At 59.6% G+C, this 15,366-nt stretch carries 12 protein-coding genes and 1 pseudogene; 4 read left to right on the top strand and 9 right to left on the bottom strand.

What is annotated here, in order from left to right:
* Positions 1–6: 6 nt before the first annotated feature.
* The 3 genes from ACR652_RS09170 to ACR652_RS09160 are packed head-to-tail and all read right to left on the bottom strand — an operon-like array spanning position 7 to position 6,158.
* Positions 7–1,584, bottom strand: a complete 1,578-nt coding sequence (locus tag ACR652_RS09170; RefSeq protein WP_434506202.1) for an efflux transporter outer membrane subunit — start codon at positions 1,582–1,584, stop codon at positions 7–9.
* Positions 1,585–1,632: 48 nt separating this feature from the next.
* Complete coding sequence (locus ACR652_RS09165) at positions 1,633–2,835, bottom strand: efflux RND transporter periplasmic adaptor subunit (protein ID WP_434506201.1); 1,203 nt, start codon at positions 2,833–2,835, stop codon at positions 1,633–1,635.
* The gene (locus ACR652_RS09160; RefSeq protein ID WP_434506200.1) at positions 2,835–6,158 is read right to left on the bottom strand and encodes an efflux RND transporter permease subunit; all 3,324 of its coding nucleotides are present in this window, start codon (positions 6,156–6,158) and stop codon (positions 2,835–2,837) included. The genes ACR652_RS09165 and ACR652_RS09160 overlap by 1 nt, the downstream gene beginning before the upstream one ends.
* A gap of 525 nt (positions 6,159–6,683) precedes the next feature.
* On the opposite strand from ACR652_RS09160, the gene ACR652_RS09155 reads away from it, so the two are divergent.
* The gene (locus ACR652_RS09155; protein ID WP_434506199.1) at positions 6,684–6,881 is read left to right on the top strand and encodes a hypothetical protein; all 198 of its coding nucleotides are present in this window, start codon (positions 6,684–6,686) and stop codon (positions 6,879–6,881) included.
* Positions 6,882–7,046: 165 nt separating this feature from the next.
* Entirely contained in the window at positions 7,047–7,694 is a 648-nt protein-coding gene (locus ACR652_RS09150; RefSeq protein WP_434506198.1) for a cytochrome b/b6 domain-containing protein, read from the top strand.
* Between the two features lie 127 nt (positions 7,695–7,821).
* Here ACR652_RS09150 and ACR652_RS09145 read toward each other — a convergent pair whose 3' ends face one another.
* Both ACR652_RS09145 and ACR652_RS09140 read right to left on the bottom strand, forming a co-directional pair.
* Positions 7,822–8,271, bottom strand: a complete 450-nt coding sequence (locus ACR652_RS09145) for a PAS domain-containing protein (protein WP_434506197.1) — start codon at positions 8,269–8,271, stop codon at positions 7,822–7,824.
* Positions 8,272–8,290: 19 nt separating this feature from the next.
* Positions 8,291–8,785 carry an SRPBCC family protein gene (locus ACR652_RS09140; protein ID WP_434506196.1) on the bottom strand — a complete coding sequence of 165 codons (495 nt, stop codon included), beginning with the start codon at positions 8,783–8,785 and terminating at the stop codon, positions 8,291–8,293.
* Positions 8,786–8,983: 198 nt separating this feature from the next.
* Here ACR652_RS09140 and ACR652_RS09135 point away from each other — a divergent pair, with 198 nt between their 5' ends.
* The gene (locus ACR652_RS09135) at positions 8,984–9,784 is read left to right on the top strand and encodes a sterol desaturase family protein (RefSeq protein WP_434506195.1); all 801 of its coding nucleotides are present in this window, start codon (positions 8,984–8,986) and stop codon (positions 9,782–9,784) included.
* A 154-nt stretch (positions 9,785–9,938) separates the two neighbouring features.
* Here the strand turns inward: ACR652_RS09135 and ACR652_RS09130 are convergent, their stop codons facing one another.
* The 4 genes and pseudogenes from ACR652_RS09130 to ACR652_RS09115 form a co-directional block, all read right to left on the bottom strand.
* Positions 9,939–11,786 (bottom strand): enoyl-CoA hydratase-related protein, encoded by a 1,848-nt coding sequence (locus ACR652_RS09130; RefSeq protein WP_434506194.1) that lies wholly within the window; start codon positions 11,784–11,786, stop codon positions 9,939–9,941.
* A gap of 160 nt (positions 11,787–11,946) precedes the next feature.
* The gene (locus tag ACR652_RS09125) at positions 11,947–12,978 is read right to left on the bottom strand and encodes a GlxA family transcriptional regulator (RefSeq protein ID WP_434506193.1); all 1,032 of its coding nucleotides are present in this window, start codon (positions 12,976–12,978) and stop codon (positions 11,947–11,949) included.
* 266 nt (positions 12,979–13,244) lie between these two features.
* Entirely contained in the window at positions 13,245–13,811 is a 567-nt protein-coding gene (locus ACR652_RS09120) for a hypothetical protein (RefSeq protein WP_434506304.1), read from the bottom strand.
* A 22-nt stretch (positions 13,812–13,833) separates the two neighbouring features.
* A pseudogene (locus ACR652_RS09115) lies at positions 13,834–14,097 on the bottom strand (hypothetical protein); the annotation flags it as partial.
* A 255-nt stretch (positions 14,098–14,352) separates the two neighbouring features.
* On the opposite strand from ACR652_RS09115, the gene ACR652_RS09110 reads away from it, so the two are divergent.
* Positions 14,353–15,354: an HWE histidine kinase domain-containing protein gene (locus ACR652_RS09110; RefSeq protein ID WP_434506192.1), complete on the top strand. Its 1,002-nt coding sequence runs from the start codon at positions 14,353–14,355 to the stop codon at positions 15,352–15,354.
* The last annotated feature ends 12 nt before the right edge of the window (positions 15,355–15,366 follow it).

The following is a 15,366-nucleotide window of genomic DNA, read 5'->3' as shown; positions in this document are numbered from 1 at the left end:
TCCGATTCACAGCGCGCTCCCGGTCAAGGCGTCGTGCGCATGATTATCCGCCGGAACATCGATCCCGCCCGCGGCGGCGGGCCTGTCGAGGCCCTCATATTGAAGCGCGTGGAAGGGCTGAATGTCTTCCTCGCGGGGGAGTTCGCCGCGCTGCCAGCCGCCGCCGAGCGAGCGAACAAGATCGACGCCTGACTTCAGGACTCGCGTCTTCACCTGCGCGAGTTCGATGCGCGCGGTCAATGTCGCGACCTGCGCATAGATGAGGTCGAGACTCGAATTGAGGCCTCCCTTATAGAGGTCCATGGTGAGATTCTGCGTCTCGAGCGCAGCGGCGACGGCGGCGTCAAGCTTGCGCGCCGACGCGCTGAGCCTGTTCGTCAGGCTGAGTCCGTCCTCGACCTCCCGGAAGGCGTTGAGCACGGTCGTACGGTACTTGTCTTCCGTTTCACGATAGACGGACCACGACCGTTGCAATTGCGCTCTCCGCAGGCCGCCGTCGAAGACGGGCATCGACACGGCGGAGCCGTAGGACCAGAAGCTGTTTGCGAGCTTCACGAGGTTGAGTCCGTGGCTCTCGAAACCGCCGTCGATCCTGAATTCGACCCGGGGGAAGAACGCAGACCGGGCAACGCCGATCTCGCGGTTCGCTTGCGCCATTTCGCGCTCCGAGGCGGCAATGTCGGGACGCCTCTCCAGAAGGGTCGATGGAAGCGTTCTCGGCAGTTTGAGCGGCGTCATCTTCAGATTGGACGCGGGCGAAATCCTGAAGCTCGCCGGCGCGGTGTTGACGAGAATGGCGATGGCGTGCTCTGCGACCTCGCGTTCTCCCTGCACCTCCAGCGCTTTCGCCTCCGTGCCGAAGAGAAGGGATTTGGCGCGGGCGACATCGAGCTCCGATGCGATCTTGCCAGCGAAGCGGTCATTCACCACGGCAAGCGACTGTTTGTAGTAGCCGATGGACTGGTTATAAATGTCGGTCTGCGCGTCATAGCCCCGCAGCGTGAAATAGTCGGCGGCGATTTCCGCCTGAAGGCTGAGGCGCGCGAGGGCAAATTCGGCCGCCTTTTGCTGCGCGAGATAGGTCCGCGCCTTCGTTTCGTTTCTGATCGCGTACCAGAAATCCGGCTCCCACGAGGCGCCGGCCTGGTCGGAAACGGAGGTGTCGTAGATGGGATTGAGAGGCCCGCGAAACAGCGCGGATTCCGACTCCTTGTTGCTTGACGCATCGAGTCCGAGATTGAGCTGCGGGAGCATGTGCGATCTGGCCTTCATCATCAGATCACGCGCCTGCAGGAAGCGCTCGGCGGCCGCCTGCAGCTCGGCATTGGCCGCCATGGCCTGTTCCTCGAGCCGGTTGAGCACCGGGTCCTTGAATAATCGCCACCATTCGCCGCGAATCTCGGCGTCGGAGGGCTTCGCCTCCACGAAAGGGCTCCCGCCATGCCATGACGCCGGCACAACATATTGCGGCGGCTCATAGGCCGGCGCGAGATCGACGCCGGGCATTGAGTCGCAGCCCGCCAGAAGCAGGAACGGCAGAAGCCAAAGGGAGCGGAAGGCAAATCTTGTTCGAATGACGTGCATTGCTGAGACGACTCGACGAGGACTGTTTGGTTCGGACTCGGGCATGCTCTAGTTCAGGTCGGCGGGATTGATCTCATAGCCGGGGGCAGAGGTCACGACGCGCACCTTGTCGGCTTCCAGCAGCGCCGCGCTGGGGTTGTTGACGATACGGTCGGTGTGCGAAACGCCAGATGAAACCTCCATGACGCCGTCGAGAATGCGATTGATATGAACCGGCTTGAAATGAATCTTGTCGCCGCTCTCCACGACGGCCACCTGCGCGCCGCCCTCCTGGAAGACCAGGGCGCTTGAAGGGATGGTGAGCGTGTTCCCGTCGAGTGGGACTGTGAGTCGCACCGAGGCGTATGACCCAGGCCAGAGCGCGCGGTCAGAATTGTCGATCGTAAATTCCGTGACGGCTGTGCGCGTCGCTGGATCAAAGCCGTTGGCGACCGTCAGAAACTTTGCGACGAAGCGCTTCTTTGGGAATTGCGGCACGGTAATTTCAGCGGTCAGCCCCGGCTTCAGAACATGCGCAAAGGCTTCAGGCACCGAAATGAACAGGCGAAGCTGATGGATGTCGGCGACCGAAAACAGATTCGTCACGGCGTTCTTGTCGCTGATATTGCCGTCCTTGTTGATATAATCGCCGACGTTGATGTTTCGCGCGGTAACGACCCCGTCATAGGGCGCGACAAGGGTCTTGAATTGAAGCTGCGCGGCAAAATTATTGACATTGTGCTCCGCCGCTTCGAGCTGAGCCTTTTCAGCCTGCATATTGGCTTCTTGAACAGTGATTTCCTGCTCGGAAACGGCATGTGACTTGCGGAGCGCGCCCCAGCGTTGCGCCGTGACAACGGCGAGATTGTATTTGGCCCGCTCCGCCTCGAGCGCGGCCTTGGCTTGCGAATATTGCGCGTCGAGCGCGGGCGTGTTGATCTCCGCGAGAACGTCGCCTTTCTTCACCTGCGCGCCATAGTCCTTGTACCACATCTTCACATAGCCGGAGACCTGGGCGTAGATCGGCGCCTGAAACCAGGCTTCGACATTGCCAGGCAAGGTGATCGTCTCGGTCTGTGCGCCGGGCTTCGCGCTGGTGACCGAGACTGTCGGAATGGCGTTGGCGAGCGTCTCTTCTCGGATCGTGTCCGCCTCGCGCTTGCGCGCGTAGAAGACAAGACAAAGGAAGACAAGCAGCGAGAGAGCGGCGGCATATTGCGCCTTCTTTCCCCGCAGATCGGAATGAACAAATCGCAGCAGTGCGGTAGCCATCAGACGGCCTCCCTTCCCTTCGGGGCGCGCTTGTAGACAATTGCGTAAACACAGGGGACGAAGAGCAAAGTTGCGAAGGTCGCGACAATCAGGCCGCCAATCACGGCGCGCCCGAGCGGCGCGTTCTGCGAGTTGCTCATGGACATGGGCAGCATGCCGATAATCATTGCTGACGCCGTCATGATCACTGGACGAATGCGCGCATAGCCTGCCTCGAGAGCCGCCATGACTGCGTCGCCATGCAGGTCAATCCGTTCGCGTGCATAGGCGACGACCAGAATCGCGTTTGCTGTCGCCGTTCCCATACACATGATGGCGCCAGTGAGAGCGGGCACGGAGATGTTGGTGTGGGTGAGGAACAGCGACCAGGCGATTCCAGCAAGAGCGCCCGGGAGTGCGGTGATGATGATGAAGGGATCGAGCCATGACTGAAAGTTCACGACAATCAGCAGGTAAATCAGGACGATCGAGGCGAACAGGCCGCCGATCAGCTCGACGTAGGCGCTGTGCATGAGTTCGGCCTGTCCGTGAATCTCGAGGCTCGCGCCGCGCGGCAGTTCGTGCTCCATTTCCTGCGCAGTCTTCTTGACGTCCGCCAGAACCCCTCCAAGATCACGCCGTTCCGCCGAAACATAGACGTCGAACAGCGGCATGATGTTCGCGTGCGTGACGACGCCGGGTGTTCCGACCGCCGTGATGGACGCGACGCTGCCCAGCAATTGCATTTCGTCGGGGGAGGATTCGCCCTCGCTCTTGTTGACGGGAATCGTCAGCAAATCCTGCACGCGATTCACCTGCGGCTGCGGTGTGTAAACATTTATCTGGTACGAATTCCCCGTCTTCTGATCGAGCCAGAATTGCTGGTCGACCTGTTGACTGCCCGAAAGCGTCATCAGCAAATTGTCGGCAATGTCCTTCTCCGTCAGCTTCACTCCAAGCCCGAGGCTCCGGTTGCCTTCGACGAGGAGCGTGGGCGTCCGCATGGTCTGCTGGATGACGACATCGGCCGCGCCGCTGATTCTGCGCAGACGGCTCGCGAGCCTTCGCGCGAACTCATAGCTTGCAGTCTGGTCGCCGCCGTTAATCTGTACGTCGATCGGCGAGGGAGTGCCGAAATTGAGGATTTTCGCGGTGAGATCGGCAGGCTGGAAGGTGAACTCCGTGCCAGGATAGCGTTCATTGAGGCCTTTGCGAAGAATGGCGCGATAATCCCACACCGGCGAGGCGTCTTCCTTCAGAGTGATCGTCAGATCACAGTCCTGCGCGCCAATGGTTGGAGTCGGTATGAACGCCATATTGTGCGGCCCGACCGGGAGGCCACAATTGCTGACGACGCCTTCCACCTTGCCTGGGAGCAGCGCTTCGATGTCATTGGAAACAAGCGTGGCGATACGCCCGGCCGCCTCTATGCGCGTCCCGAGCGGCGCCCGCATGTGCATTTGCAGGGTCCCCGATTTGATCTCGGGGAAGAACTCCTGCCCATTGAAGGAGAAGAGGGCGAGTGACGCCACCGCGACGGCGAGAAAGCCAGCAACAAAGCGTGTCCTGTTCCGCATCACGCGACTCAGCAGCGCGGCGTAGCGATCACGAAAGCGCTGGAAACCCCTTTCGAATCCCTGTTGGATCCGATTGAAAAAGCCCATTCGATTATGATGATGATCAAGCGGATCAGGCACGGGAATCGCAAAGTGCGCAACGCCGCCGTCACCGGCAAGGGCGTTTGTCTCTGCGTCCAGATTCGCAAGAGCGTAGATTTCCTCCGCTGTGGGGTATTTCCGGCCGCCGGAGAGTGACGGCTCGTCGTCCAGAATGACGCCATTGGCGTGACCATGCGGCGCATTGTGGTCGACGAGAAGGTATTTGGCCATCGTCGGCACAAGCGTTCGCGACAGGATGAAGGAGGCCATCATGGCGAACATCACGGCTTCAGCCATCGGCGTGAACAACCACCCCGAGACGCCGGTGAGTTCGAACAGCGGAAACCAGACAATGATGATACACAGAGTCGACACGAAGGTGGGGATGACGATTTGATTGGCCGCGTCAATAATTGCGGCCTCAAGCGGTTTGCCCATTTCGAGATGGGTGTCGATATTCTCGATCATCACAGTGGCGTCGTCGACAAGAATGCCGACAGCAAGTGCGAGTCCGCCGAGCGTCATGACATTGATCGTCTGCCCCGCCCAATGCAGGCAGATAATGGCGGAGAGTATGGAGAGCGGGATCGAAGTTGCGATGATGACGGTGGCGCGCCAGGAGCCCAGAAAGAGCAGCACGACGACGCCGGTCAGAGCCGACGCCAGGGCCATTTCACGGAGCACGTCGACAATGGAATCCTCAACGAAGACAGATGCGTCATTGAGAAGCTCGACCTTTACGCCAGGTGGCGCAATCTGCTCGATTCGTGGAATCGCCTTTTTGATCCCGTCGACCACATCCAGTGTCGACGCCTCGCCGCTCTTCATCACGACGATCAGCACCGATTGCTTGCCATCGACGAGGACCGCATTGATTTGCGGGGGGCCGCCGAGTCGCACGTCGGCGACGTCGCGCATGTAGATCGTTGCGTTTCCGCTGGTCTTGATCGGTATATTATTGAAGTCAGCGACTTGCATGGGCGTGGCGTTGGTTTGCACCATCCAGTCCGTCGCGTTGAGTTTCATATCGCCTGCCGGGAGCACGATACTCTGCCGTCCGAGCGCATTGTGCACATCCGCGGCTGTCAGGCGCCGCGCCTTGAGTTTCTGCTGATCGAGTGAAACAAGAAGCTGTTTGTCCTGTCCGCCATAGGGATGTGGGAGGATGGCCCCCGGAATGGTGACGAGAAACGGACGAATCTTGTTTTTCGCGAGGTTGTAGAGATCCGCAGGCGTGAGATTCTCGGCCGTCACTTTCAGCATCGCGACAGGCACGGAGGACGCCTCCAGCCGCATGACCATCGGCGGCGAGATGTCGGGTGGAAGCTGCTTGGTCACAGTTTGAGAGATGGAATCAATATCCGCCTCGGCGGCGGCCAGGTCGACGCCGGGTTGCAGGAAAATCTTGATAATGCTGCTGCCGTAATAGGAATGACTCTCGATATGCTCGATGCCCTCGACATTCGAAGTCAGCTGACGCTCGTAAAGATAGGTGATGCGACCGGAGACCTCTGTCGGCAGCAGTCCTGCATACGCCCAAACAACCGCCACGACGGGAATCTTGATGTTAGGAAAGACGTCCGTTGGCGTTTTGAATACCGCCATGACGCCGAATATTACAATGCAGATCGATAAGACGACAAACGTGTAGGGTCTCCGAAGCGCAAGCACCACTACGCCATTCATTGAACACGTCCATGTTTTGTGGGTGAGACAGAGCCGATGTGGCCTGATGCAAATGCGCCCGGGTCAGTTGGTCCAGCGGGGCATCGCGCCTTTTGTCTAAGATGTCGATCTTTCACTCATGTGGGATCAGGTATCAGACGGGTGTTGCGTCGATGTGTCTCGCAATATCAGAATGTGTGTCTCGCTGTTTCGCTATTGTGGCGAAGGAGGAAATCTGTCTCAGAGTGAGACAATGTCGTGAAGCCAGGCCCGCGTGATGCGGAAATCGAGATAACTGCCGATGCTGGACACCTCCCGATCGCCTGGAGACGAGGGCCGGGATGGGGTTCGGCCAGCCCCGGAATCGCAGTCACCCATTCCAAAGGGATCTTGGCTCGCGGATGCGCCGTGGGAGTATGCAGGGCCCGCTCCTGGTCATGGCTGGAGGGGGGCACGCGCTTGCCTAAATCATGCCTTTGTTTGACCGGAAAATCGGGCTTCGAGTGGATTTTTCCGAAAACTCCCAGGCGAGTGAAGCGAGGCAAGATGAGCGAGCAGAGCACGATTTCCTTGGCAGTCACGATCATGGGGCTGTCTTTGGCCGTGCTAAGCTATGCAATAAGGGACGAAGGTCTCGGCAGTCTGGTTTACGGCTCTGCCCTCCTCTCTGCGAGTCTTTCTCTTGCGCACTGGTTTGTGACGCTCAAGCCTCGCGCCAAGGGCCGGCGCAGGCCCGGCGTCTGAGATTTGCCGGCGGTTGTTTCGGCGTTTGAGAATGACGCGGAAGCGACAAAGGCCGCCTTTATCCCTCTCTCTTTTGAGCCTGGCGGATTTCGTCTGCATTTTGTCTCAGACGTCCCTCCCTGAGAACGCCTCCTGATATATCAGGAAAGGGGGAGGGCATGAGGCTTGCTTCAAAAGGTCGAGAATCGCGTTCAGGCCAAACCTGGTCGAATCGTTCACCCGCTTTTCGTTCGGATCACGCACTGGCTCAACGCCTTCGCCACGATCGCCATGCTGATGAGCGGGCTGCGGATCTACAATGCGGCGCCGCTCTACGACTTCCGGTTTCCGCCCGACATTACACTTGGGGGCTGGCTTGCTGGCGCACTCGCGTGGCATTTCGCGATCATGTGGCTTCTGGTTGTAAATGGTCTTGCTTATCTGGCCTACGGCGTTTTGTCCGGCCATTTCGTCCGGAAGATCCTGAACATCGGCGCGATGTCGGCTTACCGTAACATCAGGGTTGAGATGAGGCATCTGCTCCTGCACGGCAGTGGTGAATATAACCTCATGCAGCGCGGCCTGTACGTCCTTGTCATTTGCGACGTGATCCTTTTGTTCTTCTCCGGCCTCGCACTATGGAAGCCGGTTCAGTTTCAGGAACTGGCGACGCTTTTCGGCGGCTACGACCAGGCGCGACACATCCACTTCCTTGGAATGCTGATCCTGACCGCCTTTCTCATCGTCCATGTCAGCGCCGCTTTTGCCGTCAAGGGCACGATCACCTCGATGTTTACCGGGCGTCTGCACGCTGAGGGACGACAGCGCACTTGATCGCGCGCAAGCTTGCGATGTCGTGATCAAACAGATGCGAGAACAGCTTTCTGACACGCTGACAGTTTGACGGGCAGGGCCGTAGCGCGGTTCAACTCCACGCCACAGCCCGGAGACTCATCTATTGTCAGGCGCCGGCAAACGCCAGCTTTTCCGTCAGATTTTGGATCTCCTCCTGCGCTTCGACCTGCTGGGTAATGTCGTATTGCACGCCGAGGAAATAGACGACGTTGCCCCTCTCGTCGAACAACGGCTTCACGACGAGACGGTTGTGGAACATCTCGCCATTCTTGCGATAGTTGCGCAAGGTGACTTCAATCGCTTCGCCCCTTTTTATGGCGGCGCGAAGTCGCTCGAGATCGGGCTGGTCTCTGTCGTCGCCCTGGAGGAATCGGCAGTTGCGACCGATGATTTCGCTTTGGTCGTAGCCACACATATTCTCGAACGCCTTATTGGCGTAGACGATCGGCGAATCTTCGATGTCCGGATCGCTCAAGGTCACACCGTTGACGCAGGAATCGAGAATCTGGGTCAGGACATGCGGAATGACGCCATTGTCCTTTTGAACGACGAACATGCTTTTCTCCCTGTGTGGGCTACTGAGCTGGAACGCTTGCCGTTTCAGTGACGGCCTGTTCGAGCAGTTGTTTGAGGTTTTCAATTGTCTGAATGGCGCCTTCCTCCAGAGCCGTTCTGATGAGTTTCTGGAAGGGCCTCATCACCAGGTCGATCTCCTTCAATTCGAAAGTGAAGACGATCCGTGTAGACTCGTCGTCTTCTTTTTCGAAGGCGTATGAAGACCGGAAAGGTTCGGTAACACCAACGATTTCAAATGATTTTTGCAGGGCAAAGCAGGACACTTCAAATCTCGACTCGCTGTCGATTCCCCTGTCCCGCGTGACCTGCCGCCCCTTGCTGCCCTCGCGCACCGGGGGAGGGGAGAGTTGCTCGAGTTCGATCACCTGGGGACACCATTTCGGATAGTTTTCGAAGAAGTCTTTGCCAATGAAATCATAGGCCTTCGCGATCGGACAGGCGATGACGTCCTCAGCCCGACCGGCAACAGGTTTGGACTCTCCGATGCCGAGCATCACACCCTCCTTGCCACTTGATCGTCGCTGTCTATGGGATCATATATCAGGGCAATAACAGCTTGTAACGGTCAATCCTGGCCATTGTTCAGCCGAATCCGCCGCGTCGGCTGCCCGGGCGGGGGGCGTCGGCCGCCTGGGACAATTGGCGGGACCCGATCGGACCCGGATGAGTGAATGCGCTTTGGGGAGAGTGCGATGACGTCTGGAATTGAAGGCTATCTGTTCGGCGCAGCGGTTTTGCTGTTCGCTGTCCTCCTCGTCATTGAAAAAAAGTTTCCCTATATGCCCGTGCCGAAAGAGGAGTTGAAGAAATCTTTTGCGACCAACACCGGCGCATTCCTGCTCAATAATTTGATTATGAGCATCTTCTCGATTTCAAGCCTCCTGATCGTCGCCTCCAATTACGCAGGCTTCGGCCTCCTCGGCAGGATGTCCGATGGCCCTGCCAAATGGCTCCTCAGCTTCATTCTGTTCGATTTTGCGGTCTATGTCTGGCACTACCTGGGGCACAAATACGAGTTCCTCTGGCGGTTTCACAAAATCCACCACAGCGACAAGAGCTATCATGTGACGACGGGCATTCGATTCCACGTTCTGGATCAGTTTCTCGAGGTTCTGGTGAAATGCTTCTGCGTCGTTCTCTTTGGCGTCCCCGCAAACATCGTTGTCGTGTGTGAAGTGGTGCGCATGTTTTTTGTTCTGTTCCATCATGGGAATTTCACGTTTCCGGGAGAGAGGCTGCTCTCCTATCTGATCATCACGCCTCACCTGCATCGCGCCCACCATTCCACGTTGCGAGAGGAGCATGACAGCAATTACGGCATCGTGCTCTCCATCTGGGACATCATCTTCGGGACACGAAAGGAACTGGTTCCGGCGAGCATCGGCCTGGAGCTCATCGAAGCGGAAAACATCGTTCAGTTGTTCAGCCTTGCGTTCCTGACCGAGCGGCGCCTCGCGAGATTTCTCCACCTTGTTCCGAGGCGCAGGACTTAGCGTGAACGCGACCGTGAGGCTGCTGACAGGTCTGGTCGGGGGCGCGTCATTCTTTTGCATTCACACAACGACGGGCGCGCAGGGGCCGCCACGGAACGGCTCCGACGCGGCCCGACAGTACGAGCTCCGGCAAGCGGGCTTTGGGTCGCCCGCCTTACTTTGCGAAAGCGGCGTTGAGCCTTGCAAAGACTCGCCTGAGGGCGCCCTGCATGAAGCTTGGAGACGCGATAGCAGGCCTGCGCCGCCTTTGATCCGTCGCTGACTGCGCTTTCGCGGCAGAGCCTTCAGCCCTGCTCTGGAGAGCGGGCGTCGGATGGGATGAAGGTCGAGCGGGCGGGGCGCCCTTGAAGACGAAGCGGCGACGGGCTTCGTGATAGGCGGGGTTTGGCCCAAAGAAATTCACCCGCATTCTGGCAAGCTCTTCCGCGCGATGATCGGCGAGCGGCTTGGTGAACTCGTCCTCCAGTCGCCGCTTCAACTTTTCCACGATGGTCGTAACATAGGAAGGATCGCGCGCGAGCGCCGCCGCGCGCTGCGCCAGCTCCTGTTCGAATGTCTCGACGTCTTCGCCAAATATGTCGTCGAGGAAGCCAATTCTTTTGGCCGTCTGCGCGCCGAGGGGCTGGCAGGATTGGGTCAGTTCCAGAGCCATTTCCCGCCCCACGCGCTTGGGGAGGAGATAGGTCCAGTATTCGGAACCGTAAAGCTCGCCCATGCCACGGTAGTGCGGGTTGAGAATGACGCTGGGCCTCGCAAAGACATGATCCGCCGCCAGGGCAAGGATTGCGCCGCCCGCGCCGGCATTTCCACGCAGGCCGGCGATGACGATCTGCGACATCGTGTTGATGACCTCGTGAACCAGGTCGTTCATTGCGTTGATGTTCCGCCATGATTCCATCGCTGGATCGGCGCTGGCTTCAATGGCGTTCAGATGGATGCCGTTCGACCAGAAGTCGCGACCGCCCAGCAAAGCGATGACTTTGGTCGGGCGCGATCGGGCGTACAGGAAGGCGTCGCGCAACCGCTGGCACTGGTCGGCGCTCATGGCGCCGTTATAGAAATCGAATGTGAGATAGCCCACGCCCTCTTCTTCACGATAGACGATCTCCCGGAAGGTGCGGTGGTCGACCGGCGCGTCGATTGGCAAGGGCCGATCAGCCACGCCGTGCAGCAAGGGACCCAAGACCTGCGCCGCAGGCAATTTGATCCCGGCGGCGGCGCAAAACGCTTCGGCGCATGGCCCGCAGCCCAATCCTGTTTGAGCCATGCGGCAGATGGCGTCCTTCATTTCGGCGCTGCTCTTCATCTTCAGATGAGAAATCCAGACAGCGCCATCGACGGTTCCCACGCAGATGGCGTCGTCGCGCCTGGCGACAATCTGACCGGGCGATCCTTTGAGCCTCTCCTCCTCATGAGCGCCGTAAAGAAAGCAATCAACGCCGAGCAGGCTGCTCAACACGCCGGGCGCGCTGTCGGCGGCGCGTATTTTGCGAATGATCGCGGCCGATGTGTCATGCGACCAGTCGATTGCACGATCGGCTTGCTTCATGGGAGGCCGCAGTCGGCCGCGCGCATGGTTCATTGCCTCGGAGAGCGTCTCGGGGCGCCAGAGTCCTGACAGATGCTCACCCGATTCGAGCCGTGCGATCGCTTCGAGCACGCCGCACAAGGCCGCTTCCGTCACCGGGCCTCGATAGAGACTGCTTTTGCGGGGTGGTTCGGAGTCGAGCGCGAATTCAGGAGAGGTCCAGATCGGGCCTGCGTCAAATTCCTCCGAGGCTTCGAGGATCGTCACCCCCCAGGCTTTTTCGTCGTTCATGATGGCCCAGTCGAGGGACGAGGGTCCGCGATCTCCCCTGACGCCAGGATGCACGATCAAACAGAGAAGGCGGTTGTAGATTTCGGCGGGGATCGCGGTCTTCAGCATCGGAGCCAGGATGAGTTCCGGCGCTTCTCTGGCGACCGCCTCGACCATTTCCGGGCCGCTTCCGCAAACGGCCACGGCAATTTCGTGGCCACGCTCCGAGAGCTCCACAAGAAGACGCTGACTGAGGCTATTATGGGCAGAAGTCAAAAAGAGAATGCGCACGGGGTTTCTCCCATGTTTCATGGTGAGTCTGGATGGAAAAGGCTCGGGGCGACGAGGCGCGCTGGGGCGCGGCTCAGGCGTCGATCATCGATCGAAAGCGCGCCCTGTAATCAGCCGGGCTGATCTCGAAGAGACGCTGAAACGTCCGTCGCATGCGCTCGGTGTTCCCGAAGCCGCATTCATTCGCGATTGTCTCGATTGCAGCGCTCGTCTGCTCCAGCTTGTGGCGCGCCGCGTCGGCGCGTATGCGTTCGGCAAATTCAGCTGGAGTCTGGCCTGTCTCATTGCGAAAAAGTCGTGAGAAGCTCCGCTCGCTCATCGTCAGGCGCTCCGCAAGAGCGGGAATGCTCAAGTCGGCCTCCGGATGCGCCAGCATCCAGGCCTGCAACTCGCTGATGTTCGGCCGCACCCGGCTTTTCTCGATGATGCTGGAGTGGCCCCTGAACTGCGATTGTCCACCCGGCCGTCTTGGAAAAACCAGGAGGTGTCGCGCGACTCCCAGCATGGCCGCCGTGCCGAGATCCTCCTCGACCAGCGCCAGGGCGAGGTCGATTCCGGCGGTGATGCCGCCGGAGGTGTAAACATTCCCGTCGCGGACAAAAAGCAGGCTCGCGTCGACGTCGATCGAGGGATAGTCCTTCGCAAGACGGTCCGCATACATCCAATGCGTGGTTGCGCGCCTGCGATGCAGCAGCCCGGCGGCCGCAAGAATGAAAGCGCCCGAGCAAATTGAAACCAGCCGCCTTGTCGCCGGCGCGACAGAGCGAACCCACGCCACGAGCGGAGCGTCCTGGCTCGCCGCCTCACAGCCGGTCCCGCCCATGACAACCAGAGTGTCGAGACCGTCTCTGATCTCGTGATAGCTCTGGGTTGCGATGATCTGCAAGCCGGACATCGTGCGCACGGGCCCTGCGGCCTCGGCGATTACGAGAGGTTGGTAGCTCGGCCCCCTTGCCCGTCCAAGCACGCCCAAGACGAGGTCTGCCCAATGGAAGGCCTCGAAGGGCCCGCTGAGATCAAGGCTCTGGAAGTCCGGGTAGACCAGGAACCCGATCCGGCGAAAGTGAGGGTCCGCGCGGGACAGTTGTGAGCAATGCGTCTCCATGTCTCGATCTTGGTTCCGGGGGCCATTTGCGGCAAGGACAAATATCCCACCTTTTCTGCCAGCCGCGCGCCCAGCTGGATGAATGATGAAACGGAAGCGATGCGTTCTCGCATCGAGAAACGGCTTGATCCAAACGGGACGCCTCACCAAGGAATCACAGGTTTTCCCGGTGTCGAAACATGCGCCGCAACTGCAAAGCGCGTCGGATATCGTCGAGCTCTCAGGAAGCTTCGCCGGTCGAGCGACGATGCCGCCCTACGCGAAAATCAGAAGGCTCCGTCTTTTTTCGCCTGGATCGCCCGCGCGGAAATCAATTCGTTGCGGTCTTCGTTCCATGCCTTCTGATAGAGCGCGCGGACGACATCCACCCACTTCAGTCCGTCAACGGGTCGGTCGCCGCCGGCCGCGGTATAGTCCGCGCGCGTCGTCGACGCGATGCGCGCGAATTTCCACGCCTTGTAGAGCGGCTGCGTCATCTCTTCCTCGTTGGAGGCGCCGCAGGCGTTGTTTTTCGGCTTCAACCATTGCTTCCGCAAGGTCGTCCAGACCGTGACGCCATCACGGAAGACATAACAGACGCCGCCATCCTGTGGCTCGGGGATGTAGCCCGCGACGGGAAACACGCCCCCGCTCGACGCAACGCGCACCGCGCCGACCAGGTGATCCACGCATTTTTTAATATTCGGGGCGTGGGCGTCATGACATGCGGTGACGATCCAGCGCGCCTGCTTCGCGCGATCGGCGTTGAGCATATAGGTCTTCACCGTGACGCCGATATCCGAATAATCGCAAAGCGTGACAGGGTATCCTTCCCATCCGTGGATATGAAGCAATGGAGACGTATTTCCAGCCAAAGACATTATTGGCGTTGAGAGCTGTTCTCGTCCATCCGTAGCCGGACTCGACGATCGCCATCGCAGCCAGGGCGGCGGCCGGCACGCCGTATTTCTTCTCTGCGGCGACCGCCAGGGGACTGATGTGCGCGACATAGCTGGCGCGTTCGGCGGCGGTGGGATGACCCGGCTGCGGGTCGTAGCACCCCCACTCCTGGGCCGTTGCCGGCAGGGAGCTTAAGAAGACGAGCGCGAGGCTTGAAAGGGAGTTTGTGAGACGGGGCATGGTCGAAGGCCTGCGGTGAAAACGAAAACGAATATGTGCAGGATAACACCCAAGCTCCGGAAAGGTTCCGCTTCCGCCGGCGATTGTCGAAACCCATGCTCGCAGGCATAAGATGTCAGACGCCGCTTTTCCGATTGCGCAAAGGTCGCGGCCGCTTCCCGGCGGACTTCACAGCGACGACCTGTGGACCTAATTTCCAGTTCTGAAGGCGGCCATCCTGGCCTTGGTGAGCACATCATCCGCGCGGAGACCGTTGTGACCCTGGAAGACCTCTACCGCCTGTTGCGCACGAGCCACGTGCAGGCGCAAGGGATCGTCGACACCCTGGACGATCCGCTCGTGGTGCTCGATCACAATCTCTGCGTCATCAGCGCCAACCCGGCATTTTTCGAGCATTTCAGGGTCGAGCGAGACAGTACGCTCGGCCTTTCGCTGTTTGCTCTCGGAAACGGGCAGTGGGACATACCCGAGCTGCAACGCCTCCTTGGAGAGGTGATCCCGAGGGCCCAGGCGGTGATCGGCTTCGAAGTCAACCACGACTTCCCCTCCATAGGGCCCCGCACCGTTCTTGTCAGCGCGCGCCGACTGGCGCATCCCGACAATAACAGCACATGCCTGCTGGTCGTTTTCAGCGATGTCACGGATGCGCGCCAGGCCAGCGCCGAGACCGACATTCTGCTGGCGGAGACCCGTCATCGGATCCAAAATCTGTCCGCCGTCGTGCATGCCCTCGCCTACCAGACCAAGGTGGAGGGCCGATCAGCGCAAGAGTATCGCGACGCTTTTCTCGGTCGGCTGGAAGCCTTTTTCTCGGCCAAGGATATGATCAACCAATCGGGCGCGGCCGGGATCGAGCTCGCGGCTCTTGTTGACGAGGCCCTGGATTCGATCGACCGGAATCAGATCGCGATTACGTCGGGCCCGTCGCTTCGGCTCGAGTCCGAGCAGGTTCGCCCTCTCTGCATGATTCTGCATGAATTGACGACGAACGCGCTCAAATACGGGGCTCTCTCGATCCCGGAGGGCGTTGTGCATCTGTCATGGGACTCGGTCGGCGACGCGTCCGGGCGCAACATCAAGCTCGACTGGATTGAAACCAACGGGCCCGCGGTGAGACCTCCGGTCAGTCTCGGCTTCGGGGCCGGCATGATCGAGCGGAGCGCGCGCTCCGTTGGAGGAAAGGCGGAACTGCGTTTCGCGCCGGGTGGATTGAACGCACGGATCGTTCTGCCAATCACGCGTGACCACGCCGCCTGACAATGGTCTGTC

Source organism: Methylocystis sp., assembly GCF_051061225.1.
In the GTDB taxonomy this organism is placed as follows: Bacteria; Pseudomonadota; Alphaproteobacteria; order Rhizobiales; family Beijerinckiaceae; genus Methylocystis.
The sequence above is the reverse complement of the archived record's forward strand: the minus strand, read 5'-3'. Positions and strand labels throughout refer to the sequence as shown.

Bases quoted from the DNA above. Each gene is read 5' to 3' on its own strand.
- ACR652_RS09155 (WP_434506199.1), top strand. From the start codon at position 6,684: ATGAGCGAGCAGAGCACGATTTCCTTGGCAGTCACGATCATGGGGCTG.
- ACR652_RS09170 (WP_434506202.1), bottom strand. From the start codon at position 1,584: ATGCACGTCATTCGAACAAGATTTGCCTTCCGCTCCCTTTGGCTTCTG.
- ACR652_RS09140 (WP_434506196.1), bottom strand. From the start codon at position 8,785: ATGCTCGGCATCGGAGAGTCCAAACCTGTTGCCGGTCGGGCTGAGGAC.
- ACR652_RS09165 (WP_434506201.1), bottom strand. From the start codon at position 2,835: ATGGCTACCGCACTGCTGCGATTTGTTCATTCCGATCTGCGGGGAAAG.
- ACR652_RS09135 (WP_434506195.1), top strand. From the start codon at position 8,984: ATGACGTCTGGAATTGAAGGCTATCTGTTCGGCGCAGCGGTTTTGCTG.
- ACR652_RS09125 (WP_434506193.1), bottom strand. From the start codon at position 12,978: ATGGAGACGCATTGCTCACAACTGTCCCGCGCGGACCCTCACTTTCGC.
- ACR652_RS09145 (WP_434506197.1), bottom strand. From the start codon at position 8,271: ATGTTCGTCGTTCAAAAGGACAATGGCGTCATTCCGCATGTCCTGACC.
- ACR652_RS09160 (WP_434506200.1), bottom strand. From the start codon at position 6,158: ATGAATGGCGTAGTGGTGCTTGCGCTTCGGAGACCCTACACGTTTGTC.